Source organism: Gemmata palustris (genome assembly GCF_017939745.1).
In the GTDB taxonomy this organism is placed as follows: domain Bacteria; phylum Planctomycetota; class Planctomycetia; order Gemmatales; family Gemmataceae; genus Gemmata; species Gemmata palustris.
In genome coordinates, this window is record NZ_JAGKQQ010000001.1 from 456,312 (window position 1) to 472,100 (window position 15,789).

Genomic DNA, 15,789 nt, shown 5'->3' on the forward strand with positions numbered 1-15,789 from the left:
GCGAACGGCCGGTGTGAGCCGGCTGGTGAGGCCCGCACAAAGCGGGAATTGTTTTGGTAAGTGGGCTGCTACGAACGGAAAACACCGGCCGGCTTGCACCGGCCGTTCGCCGTTACTTCTTTGCGGGTGTGGCGGCCGGCACCTTGTCCGGCTTCGGCTTGGGGCGAGCGGCGGGGCCGTTGTCGTTGGCCCGCAGTTCGACGCTGGCCGCGTGGCCGGTGAGACCTTCCCGGTTCGCCATGAAGATGACGTCGCTGGCGATGTCCTTTAGCCCGTTGCGCGTGAACCGCAAGATGCTCGTGCGCTTGCGGAAGTCGTTGGTCGTCAGCCCGCTCGCGAACCGGGCGGTGCCGCCCGTCGGGAGCACGTGCGACGGGCCGGCCGCGTAGTCGCCGACGGCGACCGGGGTGAACGGCCCCAGGAACACGGCGCCGGCACTGTCGATGTCGTCGAGGATCGCGTCCGGGTCACGGGTTTGAATGTGTAGGTGCTCGGGGGCCATCGCGTTCACGCAGTCCACGGCCGAGGCCTTGTTCGGCGCGAGGATCAGTGCGCCGAAGCGCTCCAAGCTGTCGCGGGCGAGGTCGGCACGCGACAGCTTCGCGAGCCGCTTCGTGAGCGCGTCCTGGACCTCGTTGATGAGCGGCTCGTACCACGTCACCAGCACGGCCACACCCGGCGAGTGTTCGGCCTGAGCGATGAGGTCGAGGGCGACGTAATCGGGGTGGGCGGAATCGTCCGCGAGAACCACGATTTCGCTCGGCCCCGCGAGACAGTCGATCGCGACCTGGCCGAACACATACTTCTTCGCGAGTGCCACGTACTGGTTGCCGGGGCCGACGATCATATCGACCGGCTTCAGCCCCTCGACGCCGTAAGCCATCGCCGCGATCGCCTGGGCGCCGCCGAGCCGGTACACTTCAGTGATCCCGAGCTCGTGGCATGTCGCGAGCATCTCGCGGTTGTATGCCCCGGTCGCGTTCGGGGGCATGGTCACGATGATCTGCTCGCACCCGGCGACTTGGGCCGGGCACACGGTCATGAGTAGCGTGGACGGGTACGCTGCCGCTCCACCGGGGCAGTACACCCCGACGCGCTTTAACGCCCGGTATCGCACCTGGAGTTCGTGCTTGCCCGAAACGGGCATGACCGCGTCGCGCTGGAGCAGCCCCGATTGGAACTGCATCACGTTGTAGCGCACTTGTCGGATGACTTCGAGGAAGTCGTCGCCGATGTTCGCGTGGGCCTCGGCGAGTTCGGCGGGCTTCACGCGGAGCTGGTCCGCCTTCAGCTTCACGCCGTCGAAGAGTTCAGTGTAGTTCAGGGCCGCGGAGAGCCCCTTTTCGCGCACGTCGTTGCAGATGCGCTCGACCGCGCGGACCGGCGGGAGCGCCTCACCGAAGACGGCCTGAGTTTTCTTCTTGCTGGCGGCCGAGACGATCTCGGTATCGGTGCGGAACTGGTCGCGAAGTTTGACGATCTGAGCCGCGGCGTTACTGGCTGTGAGATCAATCCGCCGCAGCTTGAGAGCTGACATCTGGTGAACCTCACGGGGTGCGTGGGAGGAACGCTTCCCGTCTGAGCGGAACTTCACGACACGGCCCAATCCGCACGAACCGCGCGGCGGGCAAATCTTTCCTTTGTTATATGGCTATTGGCCTTACGTTACAAGGAATCGAGCCGCTTCGCGACCCGGGAGTCGGTGCAAATTGTGCCGAATACGCGGCTTATGCCGAATGTCCGAATCTGAATGGAGTATAAATTGATTCAATCAAAAATTAAAATGACAACCGTGTAATTTTCTAGGCGCCGATCTCTTTCCGTGAGACAATCCCACCTAATGAGCTTCCGCGAGCGGGTCGGGCGGCGGCCCCGATGAACCACCCAACCCGCGCGGCCGTAGCAACACAAGCGTAACGCTGTCGAGGACGCAGACGCACCCGAGTCGGATACGAGATCGAGAAGGGCACCAATCGTCCTCAGTTCACGGCGCGCGTCAATCCGCACAGTTTTCCAGGGCGGGCGAGTAAAAACGCCGAATGCGATCCGAGCCGCTTGCGTTTCGCGCCCGTCGCGGGTCTACTGATACTCGCCTATCGGATCGCCCGCTCGACAGCACGGATCGTCGCTCGCATCTCAGCCGCGGAGGCGGCCAATGACCGTGGCACCCGATTTCTTCGATACCGAACCGCGAAACTGGCGCGCTCGTTTAGCCGTTAGCGTCGAGGTGATGCGCGAACTCAGCCGGTCCACCGACCCGCAGGAGATGTACGCGGTCTTCGCCCGGCGGATGACGCAACTGTTCCCCATCAGTCGGCACCTCACCATCTCGCGCCGCGGGTTGCTCGGTCCCGAGTACCGCGTCGCGCGCTACAGTTTGTGGAAAGACCCGGTTAACCCGTGGAAAGAGTCCCACCGGCTCCCGGTCCACCACGGCGGGGTGCTCGCGGAACTGCTCTACGCCGATCAACCGCGCATCATCGACAACCTGACTCTCGACCCCGAAGACCCGGCGGCCGAGTACCTCGCGGGTCAGAGATCGCTGCTCGCGATTCCGCACTTCGAGCACGGGATCGCGCAGAACATGGTCGTCATCACTCGAGACGATACGCCGACGTTCCCGCGCGAGCGCGTCGCCGACCTTGTGCTACTCAGCAACCTCTTTGCCCGGGCGACGCAGACGGTCGTGCTGTCGCAAGCGGTGAAGGAAGCGTTCGACGGCCTCGATTACGAACTTCGGTCGATCGCGGAGATTCAGAAATCGCTGCTCCCGGCCGAGAAGCCGAAGGTGCCGAACCTGGATGTCGCGGTTCACTATCAGACGGCGAAGCGCGCGGGCGGGGACTATTACGATTTCTTCCCGCTCCCAAACGATCGCCTCGGTGTTCTGATCGCGGACGCGAGCGGGCACGGAGCGCCGGCCGCGGTGCTGATGGCGGTGGCCCACAGCATCGCGCACACGCGCCCCGAACCCCCACAGCGCCCGGGCGAGTTCCTCACGTACATGAACGCCCACCTGACGCGCCGATACACCCGACCGACGGGCAGCTTCATGACCGCGTTCTATGCGGTGTTCGACCCGGCGAACGGCACACTCAGCTACGCCAGCGCGGGGCACAATCCCCCCCGGTTGCTCCGCTGTGCCGACGGCTTCAAACTCGCTCTGAACCGCGCGCAAAAGCTCCCGCTCGGGATCAAGCCGGACGAAGTGTACTTGGAACAGACGCTCCCGCTCCTTCCGGGCGATCAGGTGGTCTTGTTCACGGATGGTGTGATCGAAGCCGTCAACACCGAGGGCGATGTGTTCGGCTCCGCGCGCATCGATGAAGAACTGGAAACGTGCCTCCCGAGTGCCGGCGCGCTCCTCCGAGCGATCCTCGCGTCGCACTCGCTCTTCACCGCAGGGACAACTGCGGCCGATGACCGAACACTCGTCGTCGTGAAGCGCACGTAACCTCTCGTTGCCCTCCACCATCAGAGTGGAGGTGCCAATTTCAATCGATGTTGTCGGTGAACCCCGCCCGCAAGGGCGGTGGGTGCCCTCGTGCCTCCTTGAACCATCACCCGCCGCCCTTGCGGGCGGGGTTCGCTAATGATGTGCTGCGAGTAGCCACAGCTACTTGGCCACGAGAGCGGGGTTCGCTTACAATCCGCGTGTCCGGCCCGCCTGTCTCCTTTCCCGCACGCGGAGTTCCAACTCATGAAGAAACTCACGTTCCTGCTCGCCATCGTGACCCTCGTCGCGTTTGGTCCGGTTACACGCGCTACGGCCGAAGAAACGAAAAAAGCGACCGCCAACAAGCGGTTGCTGCTCGTGACGCACTGCGGCGGGTTCCCGCACGGTTCGGTCTTCACGGCCGAGGAAGTGTTGAAGGAGATCGGCCCGAAGAACGGGTTCGATGTGACGTGCTACCGGTTCACCGAAGACCCGGACAAGATCGTGAAGGATAAGGGCGTCGAGCGCACCGCACTGGAAGCGTACAGCGACAAGTTTCGAGGCGCGACCAAGCAACCGGTGGGCAAGGAGCACTGCGGGCGCATCAACAAAGAAACCCTGAAGAACTTCGATGTGGTGCTGTTCTTCACGACTGGCAACCCGGTCAGCAAGGCAGAACTCGCGGACCTGCGCGAGTGGGTCAAGGCGGGCGGGGCGCTCGCGGGTACGCACTGTGCGACCGACACGCTGTACGGCGAATCGGTCTACGGCGACCTGATCGGCGCGTACTTCCAGGGGCACCCGCCGGGGCTGCAGAAGATCAAGGTAAAGGTCGAGGACGCGAAGCACCCGGCCGCGGCCGGCTTCAAGGACGGGATGGACTACCAGGATGAGATGTACATCTTCAAGAACGTCCCGTACTCGCGCGAGAAGTTGCACATCATCTTCAGCATCGAGGCGGGCTCGTTCAACCCGGGTAAGAACCTCGTCCGCGCGGACAACGATTACGCGATCTCGTGGTGCCGCGAGGAGGGGAAGGGCAAAGTGTTCTACACGTCGTTCGGACACGACCCGAAGGTGTGGAAGGACGAGAAGTTCCAACATCACCTGTTCGGTGGGCTGAAGTGGGCGACCGGCGAACTGAAGGGCGACGCCACGCCCAGCAAGAAGTGACCGATTTGGTGTCCCAGTTCTTTAAGCCCAGGGTCGATCGCGTTGCGATCGGCCCTGGGCTTTGATGTGCAACCCCTTCGGGGTAAAAAGACAGAAATTCAGAGCCGGCTCGATGCCGGTCCCCACATCCCGGACGGAACCGTTGAACTTCCTCGCACACTTGCACCTCGCGGACGGTGACCCCGGTGACATGGCCGGGGGCGTCGCGGCCGACTTCGTTCGGAACCCCGACCTCCCGAGCCTCACGCCCGATGTGCTCCGCGGCGTCATGCTGCACCGGCTCATCGACGGGTTCACCGACCGCCACCCGCTTACGCTCCGCAGCATCAGCCGCGTGTCGCGCGAGTTCGGCTGGTTCGGCGGCATCCTGATCGACATCTACTACGACCACATCCTCGCGCGCGAGTGGGCGCGCTACAGCGCGGAAACACTTCCCTCATTTGCCGCGCGTAGTTACCGCGTGTTGGAAGACCATCTGGTGGGCTTGCCCGTAGACGCGAGCACCTTCATGCGCCGGTTCGTGGACGATGACCGCCTCAACCGGTACGCGACGCTCGACGGGATCGAGGACACGCTCGCTCGGGTCTCGAAGGTGATCGCGGACCGCATTCCGCACCGCGCGATGTGGCTCCCGGACGCGATGCCGCTCCTCATCTCCCGTGACGCCGAGATCGCGACCGATTTCCACGGCTTCTACCCGGAATTGATGGCGTTCGCGACCGAGCGAAAGGGCAACCGGCCGGTGTGAGACCGCTCTTCGGGCGAACGACAGTCTGGTTGGGCGAATGGCTGATGGAACTGTGAGTCGACCGTTCTGTCGAGAGAAGCCGCGCTTCGCCTCTCGCGACTAAATCCGCGCACTTCACCGGGTCCACATCTAGAAACGCGCGAAGCACAGAATCCGAGTTCGTGTCACGAAAAGCGTGACACGAATTCGCCTCCGATGTCGATTGGTTCCTCAGAGAGTGAAATCAATCGCACTCGATACGAGGATTCAGCCGTGGTCCAATCATCTCTTCAGCCCGTTGCTAAACCGACCGCTCTTCGCGACGCAGGGAACTCGTCTCGGGCCGATGCCGCTTGGTTCAGTTGGTGGGCGTGGTGGCACGCGGACGGTAATGGTACCATGATCGCTGACCGCGCGGGGAGCGTTGCCGGGCGCGAGGCGCTGACCGGCACCACGCGCTGAAGTTGCAGTCTCGTCGAACGCGACTTCGCGCCGCACTCGGGCGCTGCACGCCGGTCAAACGTCACCATCTCACACGCGCCTCTCGCGCTCAGAATTACCTTCTTGTATTGGCGGACCGTTTCGGAATAGATCGGGAAGTCCTTCAACAAGAGGGAGCTCGCGTTCCGACCATTGGGCGATCCTCTGACGATATTCGGACAGAGACGAGAGCGGCCCACAGACCGGACGTGTTGCGGATCGAGCCGTGTCCGATCCGCTCTCGCAATGTAAACCTGTCGAGCACTTCAATGCCCGTGGCGGCGACCACCGCGCCGCGAGTCTGACGCAATTTTCACAATGCCAAACACGTCTCACAATGTCAAATACGTCGGGCACAGCCCGACCTCAATACCGGTGCGGTCCTGTGGGTACCCGCTCAGCGGTGACTCATCGCCGAAGTTGAGCGGGAAAGGGGGCTCTTCCGGCACCCCCGAGATGGGGGCGCTTCTACCCGCCGAGAACGGTTTCCAGCGGGCTGGCGCAAACGGTTGGGCAGTTCTTCTCGTCCGAACGCGCCTCCCGCTCGCCGGGCGGGAGGACGCGCAGTAACTCGCAGGCCAACCGCCGGAGGACGGCCGCTTCGGTATCGCTCGTGGGTACGTTCCAGCTCGTGAGCTGGTGCTGCACCCACGACACCAGTCCCGGCGGTCCCTGCCCGAGATCGATGACCCGTGCGAGGACCGGCAGGAGCAACCGCTCGTTGGTGATTGGCATGTTTGTTTGGTACACGAGTCCGTTCCGGGGTGATTTCGCCACACACTCACCGCGCGCGGCGCGCGTCACGCGGTCGGGTCGAGGAACACCTGCACTGTCTGGGACGTCTGGCTGTGGTCGTCAACAGTGATGGCCGTGAGGAACCCGGAATCGGTTCCGTCGGTGCGCAACTGGACCGTGCGGCTGAACGCGCCACTGACGGTCGTCGTGACGGTGAGCCCGCTCGCCGAGGTGACGCCCCCGAACGTGACGGTGAGCCCGTTGGGGTACTCGTCGGCGACCGTCCCCGAGATCAGGAACAGACCGTTGCCGATCTCCTCGGCCGCGAACCCGATAATCAGTGGCACCACGTTGGGTGCGGGCGGGGGGCCGACCGGCGGGGTCGGGTCGCCCGGGGTACCGTCCGGCGTGTCGCGCCACTCGAGCGATTCCAGACGAAGGACCGTGCGGTTCTGGGAAACGACGCGCGTGCGGGGCCGCCGAAAGAGACCAAACATGGTTCTGTCCCGATTGAGTGAGGGGGGCGCCGGGAATCGGCCGCGTTCTGCGAGTTCGCGGGATCCGGGTGACCGGCGTGCGGCAACAATCGAGATCCGGGTCCGAAAGGTGTCAGCTTTTCCGAAAAAGTCGTCAGAAAAAATGACACGGCCCCGGACGCTGGTGTCCGGGGCCGTGTCGCAACGGGTGCTTACGGGAACAGAAAGGGTCTCGCGGGCCGGTCGGGAAATCGTCCCGGCCCTGGTAACTCTACGGGTCGAGCGGGTCGATGACGTGCAGGTTCGCGGCGCGGGCGGGGCGCTCGCCGGGCGCCTGTTTGGTGACCTCTGTGAAGTCGGCTCGGCCGGCCAAGTGGACCCGGAGAACCGCGTCTTGTGCGAGTAACTTGGGGTCGCGCCCGAGTTTCACCGCTTCGCGCAACCAATTCACCGCCCGCACACAGTACTCCTCGTTCCCCGGTTTGGCCGTGACCAGAACGAGTGCGGCCTTGTAGAAGAGGTCCGCGGTGTACGGCCCTTTGACCATGACTGCTTCCAGGTCGTTCAGGCACTCGTCCGGGTTCTTCAGCACCTGTGTCTTCGGGTCGAGGTCCAGCAGGAACCGAGCGTAGGCGCGGTTGAGGTGGGCGGCGCGGAGACCCGGCGCAAGTTCCAGTGCGGTCGTGGCGGCGCCGATCGCCTCGCGGAATTGGTCGGGCGAGCCGCACCGGATCAGGCTGTTCGCCCGGTTGGAGTGTGCCCACGCCTTCGCGTATGCGTAATCCCGGATCGCTTCCTGGTACAGCGTCGTCGCCGCCTTATGGTTACCTGAACGGGCGTGGCAGTACGCGAGGTAGGCCGTGTTTTGACCGTCCGGCTTGGCCCGCCGTGCGTCGTCGAAGTCTTTCATGGCCGCGGCCGTGTCGTTCCCCCGTAGGAACTCGGTCCCGCGCTGGAAGAATTCCTCGGGCGTGGACGGCTTGGCCCGAACGGTCGACGTCTCTGAGGGGGCCGTGATTTCTGGTTGGGGGTGCGGGTCCGGCGCGGACGGCGCCGCTGCTGCGACCTGCCACGCGAGGGCCACCCCACCCAACAGCCCGCTCCCGGTAAGGAGCGCCCGTTTGAGCCGTGCCCGCCGATCCAGGTGGCGCCGGAGCTGTTGGGCCAGTGATTGTGCCGAGGGGCGCTTCCGCGGGTCGGAGAGCAGGCAGTGGGCGACGAGTCGGGCCAATGGTCCCGGCACTTCCGGGTTGTACGCGGTCGCGTTCGGGGGCGCGGTCGCCTGGCGCCGAAGCATGTCGCGCGCCAAGTCCTTTGGGTCGAGGTACGTGCCCGGTTTGAACGGCAGGTGCCCCGTGAGCGCCTCGAAGAGCACCGCTCCGAGGGAGTACACGTCCGTCGGCGCGGCCGCCCCCGCCCCCGTGCCCTCGCGCTCACCGAGGAGCAACCGGAGGCGTTCGGGGGCCATGTACGGAACCGTTCCCCCGCACCGGAACAGTGAATCGTCCAGCCCGGTCGCGAGGTTGAAGTCGATCAGATAGGGGTGGCCGCTCGGACCAAGGATGATGTTGGACGGCTTCAGATCGCCGTGACTGACGCTCGACTGGTGCAGGTAGGCCAGGGCATCGGCCAGCCGCGCCGCGACGGTCGCTACGGCGTCGGGGTAGGACTCCCGGCCGTCCAAGAGTGAGGCACCCCGAGCGGCGGGGGCGGCGGCGGGCGCGGCCGCCGAGTCGGTTACCCCGAGGATCGTTCGGGCCGACCGGGGCCGGCCCGCGGCCGGTCCGCGAAAGGAGCCCTCGATCACGTCGGCGAGTGTGGCCGCGCCGACGAACGACATGCAGATCGCGTGAAGCCCCTCAACGCGCCGCGCCCAGTGGATCGCGACAATGTGGGGGTGAACGATCGGCCCGAGGGTCCGGGCTTCGACGGACGACTCCTGGGAGAGCTTCAGAGCCACGGGCCGGTTCCCGGTGGCGGGGTCGCGTGCTAGGTACACGCGGGCGAACCCCCCGCGGCCCAATTCGCGCTCGACGACGAGCCCCTCATAACTGGCGCCGGGCTCGGGCCAATCGACCTCCGCGGGCGCGAAGAGTTCGGGGTGATCGGCGAAGACCCGGTGCCCGCGGATCACCTCCCGGACCTGGGACGCGAACGCCGGCAACTGCCGACAGAACTCCTCCGGCTCGGGCGGGCGCCCCGCCTCCTCCAGAAGGCAATACTCCTCGTAGGCCAGGTCCACGGTGAGTGACCGGTGCCGGAGCAGTTCCGGGTGGTCCCGGAGCACCCCGGCCGTATTGGGCGGGGTGCCCTGGCGCCACGCGCGTTTGAGTGATGCGACGAGCCCGTCCACGGCGGGGGGCGGAGCGAGGAGCGAGGGACTGGCGGTGGGCATGGGCGATCCAACTAAGCGGTAAAGTCTTTCAGCCTGCGAACGATCCGGTTCACGGTGCTCAAACTAACGCCGGCGAGCCGTGCGATGTCCTCGTGACTGTGGCCGTCCCGCAGCAACTCGAGGACCATCCGCTGGCCCGCGGGGAACCGCCCGCGCAGCCGGTCCCACTCCTCGTCGGCGATCACCAACTGGCTCGCGGTCGGGACCGGCGCCCGGATCTGGTCGCTCCCGTCCTCGGAACTCACGCCCTGTTCGCGGGTGATGTCGTCCTTTTGAGTCCCGAACCGCTGGCGGAACACCTCGACGACGCGGTTGTGCGCCATGCGGTTCAAAAAGGCGAGTAGTGCTTCCGGAGTGTCGAACGTGTACCGCTCGGTGGGGATGGCGAGGAACGACGCCCAGACGTCCTGGACGAAGTCGAGCGAATCGAACCGCGTGCGCAGTCGGGGGTGCAACTGCCTGCGCACGGCCGCTCGAAGGTACGGCGCGTACTGCTGGCACAGTGCGTTGATGGACGTTGGGTTTCCGGCCCGGAATCCCGCAATCAGTTCCGCGAACGCGGCCGACTCACCCACGACAGATCCTCGAGCCGGACAACTGGAATGATCTCAACAAAAACAGTATAGATCTCGAAAACACTCTTAGCAATCGATTGATACCGGTTGTCATCAGAGTGTTTTGTATTGTGATGGCAATTGTGCGCGCGGCTGGTCCCCACTTGCGACAACCGAAGTGTAGCATTCCTTTGGGTTTAAAAACGCCGTTCGGTGCGGACGCGCTCTCACGAGCTGGCCGGCGGAGTGCTCGCGTATCGGGAGGTACTGAAGGGGAGAGGCTTCACTTCCATTAATACCGCCTCAAGTGTCCAGACGCGGTTTTGGGCTCACCCGTCCTCTCGTGTGGGGATTCGTGACCCGGCACCGAACGGGCGCCAGTACGCCAGTTCGGTGCCGGGACACGAGGGCAACGCCGGCGCGGGCCGTTCGTCTGAACCTCCCTCAATCGCGCGTGTCTTGTTACGTTAGACTCAATCTTAACGTTACAGGAGAACGCCCGTGCCGAAACTGAACCAGATCAACGCCGTCGTCACCGCCCGCAAGGGCGACGCGGAGAAGCAAATCACCGAACTGTACAAACTCATCCAGAAGGAACAGCTCTTCACCGGGCGCGAGCGCACCTACCGCCCGCTCGACGAGATCAACGGCCAGAAGTTGCCGCCCGAGAGCCAGCGCGTGCAGCAGCGCGCCGATGACCTGATCCGCCAGGCGCGCGAGAAATGGACGGAGTTGTGGAACCTCATTCTCACGCAGGACACGGGGAACCGAGGTCACGCCGCGGTTTGCGTGTTTGGGGTGTCGTCTTTCTCCACTGGCTGCCGTTTCCGGAACGGGCTTCCGGATCGGTCAGTGAAGTACCGACTCAAGCGATCGTCCTCGCTCAGAACGGCCGCCCGGAGTTGCAGGATGGATTCGGCCCCGTCCGGGCGGTTCCAGTGCTTCTGCTTCCCTTTCACACGAGCGCTGAACTCACCCACCAGCGACTCCACCAGGCTGCTCGTCGTCGGCAACCCCTCACGCCGGTATCTCGGGTAGTCCATCCGCTTCTCGTTGTTCCTCAGGTAGCACCTCGCCTCGGCCACCAACCGACGTGGGTCACGGCGGTCCTCCGCCGTCCTTGCCTCACCCGCCGGCGACTCTCCCAGGCGTTCGTGCCACCCGTCCAACTCCACCAGCACCTCGGCGACCCGGCCCTTCCAACACGAACGCATCCACGCCTCGTACTGTCGCCACCCGCCCGACTCGTCCCCGCCCACCGCACGCGCCGACGAGTACACGTAGCACAGCACGTGCAACAGGTCCACGACCGGCTCGAAGTCCCGGAAGTACCCCTCGTGGATCGACCAGTTGTACGCCGCCCCGTCGGCCACGAACGCCCGGCGCCTCGCCTCGTAGAAGTGCCGCTCTTGGGCCTCCGCCGCCACCAACGGGCCGAACGAACAACTCGATCCCAGGCTCGCCACACACGTCCGCACCAACTTCTCCGGTGACCACCGCCCGGCCGACCCGGTCGCGATCGGCTCGACTCCGGCCGTGGTCGATTCGTCCGGGGTTTCTTGGGTATCGTCCCGACCCGAGTGCCCCTTCATCTGGCTCACCAGACGTTGCACCCGGCGGGGGCAGAGGAACGACTCCGGCGGTTCGGGGCACGGGTCGGCGGCGAACGTCGGACCCTTCAACGTGGCCAGACCGGCGATCTTGTCCTCCTTGTTCTGGGCTTCGTGGACACCAGGGGCCGCCCCGCCGCGCGGGTACGGATGCGCCCCCATCGACCTCCACCGACGACCTCGGGAACCACCCCCGTCCGCGAGGCCAGTTGCCGGCGGCGGTGCTCGACCGCCTTCCGGTCCCGTTCGGCGACCAGTTCCGCCCCGACCTTGTGGGCCAGCCGGCGGACCTGGCTCTCGCTGATGCCGACCCGCGACATCTGCACGGCGAAGGTGGCATCGCGGAACGACGCGAACCGGGCGGCGGCGGTGACGATACGCTCGAGGACGGAGGAACTGTACCCGTGCTCATCCAGGCCCAGAGCCGTCCGCAGGGGGAAAAAGTCCCGGCGGCAGTCGGGACAGTGGGCCTTGCGTTCCGTCTGCTCGACCTCGGCTCCGTCCGCGGTGAGCGGTCGGGTGTGCGGCGTCGTGGGACAGAGCGTGCCGCACGCCGGACACGGCTGTTCGGTGGAGAGCTTGTCGGCCTGCTGTTGGAGCAGCAGTTCGAGTGTGCCCTCGGTGAGTCCCCGGGCCGCGGCGGTGGCGATCTGCTCCATGGCTCGGAAGTCCACGTCGAGTCCGGGGCCGTCGTCGCCGAAGGCCCGCTTGAGACGATCTTGGCCCACTGCCGGGCGAGGTCGTGGAGTTGGCGGAGTTCCTCGGGCGTGAAGCGGGGCGTCGGCATGGCTCGTCCTGCCTTGAGGTTGCGTCGACGACGGTTGGGGATTTCCTATCCCGCCCTCGAAACACTGCTAGCCCCAACAAACCGTGAACTGACCTCCGGGGAACCAGTCCGCGAAGTCCGACATTGTCGTGGACGGCAAGACCGTGCTCGCGCACGTGCCGGTCACCACGCTGTTGTTTCTCGACAAACAGGTGAACGATCTCGAGACGTTCGTGGCCAAGCTCCCGACGCCCGACCCGGCCGAAGAGTGGGCACACGACCCGAACAGCGGCTTGCTGCGCAGCAGGGCGAACGAGTCCCTGCGGACCAGCAAGGAACCGACCGTTATCGTGAAGTACGATGCCACGAAGGAGCACCCGGCGCAGACCGAGTTGTTCACGAAGGACGTGCCGGTCGGGACGTGGACGCAGATCCTCTACAGCGGGTGCATCGCGGCGGACCGCAAGAACGCGATCCTCGCGCGCGTCCGCAAGTTGCAGGACGCGATCAAGGTCGCGAAAGAGCAGGCGAACTTGCTGGAAATCGAGCGCCAGAAGGCGGCCGAAGCCCTGTTCGGCTACGTCTTCGGGGAGTGATTCTTAGCAGCGCGTGGGCGCTGGCCCGCGCCGCCCGCGGACCGGGCGCCGGCGCTGCTTGGCGCCGCTCGCGATCCAGTCGTGAACGAGCTTGATGTCCGCCTCGGTCGGCCGCGGCTTCCCGTCCGGCGGCATCGGCTTCGACGCCTCTGCGGTGAGTGAAATGTAGAGTACACTCTTCTCGGGGTCGCCCGCTTTGACAATGGCCCCGTCCTCGCCGCCCTTCATGATGGCCGCGACCGTGCGCAAGTCGATTCCGGCTTTCGGTTTCCCGACCGATCCGTGGCAGTTGTTGCAGTGGGCCACGAACACTTTCGACACGTCCTTGAACGAAACCGGCTTCACGTTCACCTTCTTGGGTTCGGGCGGCTTCGGCTCGGGCTCCTTGGGCTTCGGTTCCGGCGGTTTGGGTTCTGGTTCTTTGGGTTTGGGTTCTGGTGGTTTGGGTTCCGGCTCCAGTTCTTTGGGCTTCACCTCGACGGGCGGCATCGGGTTCGATTTCGGCTCGACCGGGGGAGTTGCGACTGGTGGCTTCACCACCGGCGTGTTCCGATCACCGGGTTTATCGGTGGGTTCTTTTTTAACTTCCGCCACCTCGACAGGCTTCGGCTTGCTCGCGCCCGCCCACACCCCAAAACTGAAGCCGATGAGCGTCAGGGCCGCGTAGAGCGATCCGAAGATCCACTGCCCGTTCGACGAGAGAGTTCCCGCCGGGACCGGTGCCTGGTCGTCGGAATCGTATCCGCGTTTGTCGCGTCGAGGCATGATGATTCGGGGGTGGAGTGTGGGCGTGGGAAGAGAGGCGACAGTGGAGCGTCTCGCGCCGCAGCCCGGCAACGGCCACTGAATTACCGATTTTAGCTCAGGCGCTCGAACCGGGCCAACCCTTTTCTCGTGGTGCAATGGTCGAGTTTTTGCGCGGGGGAGGGCGCACACATATACGCCTCCTGGTTCCATTGAGACGAGGTGCGGGTAGGCACAGTTCCAGAAATCCGGGCGGGCCGGTATCGAAGCGGCGAGTAGATTCGGTGCCGGAGAACGCAGTCAATTGCGTGCCGGGATCACAATTGTATCGGGGCGCGAGGAAACTGTTGCTCCCCGCCGGCGCGCCCTGGTACACTATTCACTCCTGCCCGCCTCAACCTCCGGCCCGTTTTGGCCCTCCCCGCCGAGGTTCGCATTCATGCGGATTCGTTACGCGCTCGTTGTTCTCGCGTCTTTTTCACTCCCGGTCGGTGCTCGCGCTGAAGACCCGGTCAAGGTGAGTTACTACAAGGACGTGCGGCCGATCTTCCAGCAGCACTGCAACGGCTGCCACCAGCCCGCGAAGCCGCTCGGCGGCTACGTAATGACCACGCACGCCGACCTGCTCAAGCCGGGCGAACGCGGAAAAGCGGGCGTCGTCGCGAGCAAGCCCGCGGCCAGTCACCTCGTCGAACAGATCAGGGTTCACGACAACGGCAAAGCGGAGATGCCGAAGGGCCGTGACCCGCTCAACGTGATTCAGATCAAACTCATTACGGACTGGATCGCGCAGGGGGCGACCGATGACACTCCCGCGAGCGCGCGGGCGGTGGTGGTCGATGCCTCGAACCCGCCAAAATATTCCGCGCCGCCGGTCGTAACGGCGCTCGCGTTCAACGCGGACGGCTCCCGGCTCGCCGTGACCGGCTACCATGAAGTGCTGCTCTACGACACCGACGGGTACGCGCTCAAGTCGCGGCTCATCGGGATTTCGGAGCGCGTGCAGTCGATCGCGTACTCGCCGGACGGGAAGAAACTCGCGGTGGTCGGCGGCGCCCCCGGGCGCTTCGGCGAGGTTCAAGTGTGGAACCCCGAGGCCGAGAAGCTCCTGGTCTCCGCGCCGGTCACGTTCGACACGCTCTACGGCGTGAGCTGGGCGCCCGACAACAAGGCGCTCGCGTTCGGCTGCTCGGACAACACTGTCCGTGCCGTGGACGCGACGAGCGGCAAGCAGATCCTTCAGATGGGCACGCACTCGGACTGGGTGCTGGGCACGGTGTTTTCGCAGGACGGTCTGCACCTCGTCTCCGTCGGGCGCGACATGAGCATGAAACTCACCGAAGTCCCCACGCAGCGGTTCGTGGACAACGTGACGAGCATCACGCCCGGCGCGCTGAAGGGCGGGCTGATGGCGGTGGACCGCCGACCGATGGACTATTCGGCCAAGATCCGAGTGTGGTCCACGGCCCACAAACTCACGTTGCCCAAGCGCATGCAGAAGGTGCCCGCGGACACGCCGGGCGCGAAGCCGAACGTGTACGACGAAGTCATCATCGCCGGTTCGGACGGTAAACCGCGGCTCTACAAGATGCACCGCGAAGTGAAGCGCGAGATCGGCGACGACTCGAACAAGGTGCGCGAATATGACGCGATGCCGGGGCGCATTTCGTCGCTCGCGTTCAACCCCGAGGGGACGAAGTTCACCGCGGTCAGCAGCCTCGACGGGAAGGGGGAGGTCCGCGTGTACGACGCGAACAGCGGCTCGAAGATCGTGTGCGAGAACGTGACCGGCCCCGTGTACGCGGCCGCGTGGCACCCCGCGGGGAACGTCATCGCGTCCGCGGGCTTCGACGGCACCGTGTGGCTCCACAACGCCGCGACCGGCAAACTGCTCAACAGCTTCGTGGTGCTGCCGAAAAAATGACAGCCCGGGGCGCGTCCAGCGTCCCCGATTGATCCCGTATTCCAGGGCGTTGTCCGGGCCGTATGAATTCCGGTGTTGTCCCGCCCGTATTGGGCCGTTGTATCCGAGAGGCGTTGTCCCCGCCCGTATCCCAGGGCGTTGCCCTGGGCTGAGGAATCGCACCCGTTCGGGTG

13 protein-coding genes and 2 pseudogenes are annotated in these 15,789 nt (G+C 65.1%); 7 read left to right on the forward strand and 8 right to left on the reverse strand.

All coding sequences use genetic code 11. The features are described from left to right. Positions 1–112: 112 nt before the first annotated feature. A complete protein-coding gene (hisD, locus tag J8F10_RS01890; protein WP_210652144.1) occupies positions 113–1,537 on the reverse strand; it encodes a histidinol dehydrogenase in 1,425 nt (474 codons plus the stop codon). A gap of 618 nt (positions 1,538–2,155) precedes the next feature. Here hisD and J8F10_RS01895 point away from each other — a divergent pair. The 4 genes from J8F10_RS01895 (at position 2,156) to J8F10_RS01910 (ending at position 5,798) form a co-directional block, all read left to right on the forward strand. After that, positions 2,156–3,454, forward strand: coding sequence for a PP2C family protein-serine/threonine phosphatase (locus J8F10_RS01895; RefSeq protein ID WP_210652145.1), 1,299 nt, complete (start codon positions 2,156–2,158; stop codon positions 3,452–3,454). Positions 3,455–3,700: 246 nt separating this feature from the next. Beyond that, the gene (locus tag J8F10_RS01900) at positions 3,701–4,609 is read left to right on the forward strand and encodes a ThuA domain-containing protein (protein ID WP_210652146.1); all 909 of its coding nucleotides are present in this window, start codon (positions 3,701–3,703) and stop codon (positions 4,607–4,609) included. Positions 4,610–4,721: 112 nt separating this feature from the next. Further along, positions 4,722–5,357, forward strand: a complete 636-nt coding sequence (locus J8F10_RS01905; RefSeq protein WP_210652147.1) for an acyl carrier protein phosphodiesterase — start codon at positions 4,722–4,724, stop codon at positions 5,355–5,357. Positions 5,358–5,609: 252 nt separating this feature from the next. Further along, positions 5,610–5,798: a hypothetical protein gene (locus J8F10_RS01910; RefSeq protein WP_210652148.1), complete on the forward strand. Its 189-nt coding sequence runs from the start codon at positions 5,610–5,612 to the stop codon at positions 5,796–5,798. Positions 5,799–6,284: 486 nt separating this feature from the next. On the opposite strand, the gene J8F10_RS01915 is transcribed toward J8F10_RS01910, so the two are convergent. The 4 genes from J8F10_RS01915 to J8F10_RS01930 all read right to left on the reverse strand — a co-directional run bounded on the left by J8F10_RS01915 (position 6,285) and on the right by J8F10_RS01930 (position 9,997). Further along, positions 6,285–6,551, reverse strand: coding sequence for a hypothetical protein (locus tag J8F10_RS01915; protein ID WP_210652149.1), 267 nt, complete (start codon positions 6,549–6,551; stop codon positions 6,285–6,287). A gap of 65 nt (positions 6,552–6,616) precedes the next feature. Then, the gene (locus tag J8F10_RS01920) at positions 6,617–7,048 is read right to left on the reverse strand and encodes a hypothetical protein (RefSeq protein ID WP_210652150.1); all 432 of its coding nucleotides are present in this window, start codon (positions 7,046–7,048) and stop codon (positions 6,617–6,619) included. A gap of 250 nt (positions 7,049–7,298) precedes the next feature. Then, the gene (locus J8F10_RS01925) at positions 7,299–9,422 is read right to left on the reverse strand and encodes a protein kinase domain-containing protein (RefSeq protein WP_210652152.1); all 2,124 of its coding nucleotides are present in this window, start codon (positions 9,420–9,422) and stop codon (positions 7,299–7,301) included. 11 nt (positions 9,423–9,433) lie between these two features. Next, positions 9,434–9,997 carry an RNA polymerase sigma factor gene (locus J8F10_RS01930; RefSeq protein WP_210652153.1) on the reverse strand — a complete coding sequence of 188 codons (564 nt, stop codon included), beginning with the start codon at positions 9,995–9,997 and terminating at the stop codon, positions 9,434–9,436. Positions 9,998–10,477: 480 nt separating this feature from the next. On the opposite strand from J8F10_RS01930, the pseudogene J8F10_RS41065 reads away from it, so the two are divergent. Then, positions 10,478–10,702, forward strand: a pseudogene (locus J8F10_RS41065) (DUF7873 family protein); the annotation flags it as partial. A 47-nt stretch (positions 10,703–10,749) separates the two neighbouring features. Here J8F10_RS41065 and J8F10_RS01940 read toward each other — a convergent pair. Both J8F10_RS01940 and J8F10_RS38260 read right to left on the reverse strand, forming a co-directional pair. Then, positions 10,750–11,748, reverse strand: coding sequence for a LysR family transcriptional regulator (locus J8F10_RS01940; protein WP_246522791.1), 999 nt, complete (start codon positions 11,746–11,748; stop codon positions 10,750–10,752). Then, complete coding sequence (locus J8F10_RS38260; RefSeq protein WP_246522792.1) at positions 11,655–12,314, reverse strand: hypothetical protein; 660 nt, start codon at positions 12,312–12,314, stop codon at positions 11,655–11,657. The genes J8F10_RS01940 and J8F10_RS38260 overlap by 94 nt, the downstream gene beginning before the upstream one ends. A gap of 169 nt (positions 12,315–12,483) precedes the next feature. Here J8F10_RS38260 and J8F10_RS01950 point away from each other — a divergent pair. Next, positions 12,484–12,948, forward strand: a pseudogene (locus tag J8F10_RS01950) (DUF7873 family protein); the annotation flags it as partial. A 3-nt stretch (positions 12,949–12,951) separates the two neighbouring features. Here the strand turns inward: J8F10_RS01950 and J8F10_RS01955 are convergent. Then, a complete protein-coding gene (locus J8F10_RS01955; protein ID WP_210652156.1) occupies positions 12,952–13,713 on the reverse strand; it encodes a c-type cytochrome domain-containing protein in 762 nt (253 codons plus the stop codon). A gap of 418 nt (positions 13,714–14,131) precedes the next feature. Here J8F10_RS01955 and J8F10_RS01960 point away from each other — a divergent pair, with 418 nt between their 5' ends. Then, entirely contained in the window at positions 14,132–15,616 is a 1,485-nt protein-coding gene (locus tag J8F10_RS01960) for a WD40 domain-containing protein (protein ID WP_246522796.1), read from the forward strand. Positions 15,617–15,789 lie beyond the last annotated feature (173 nt).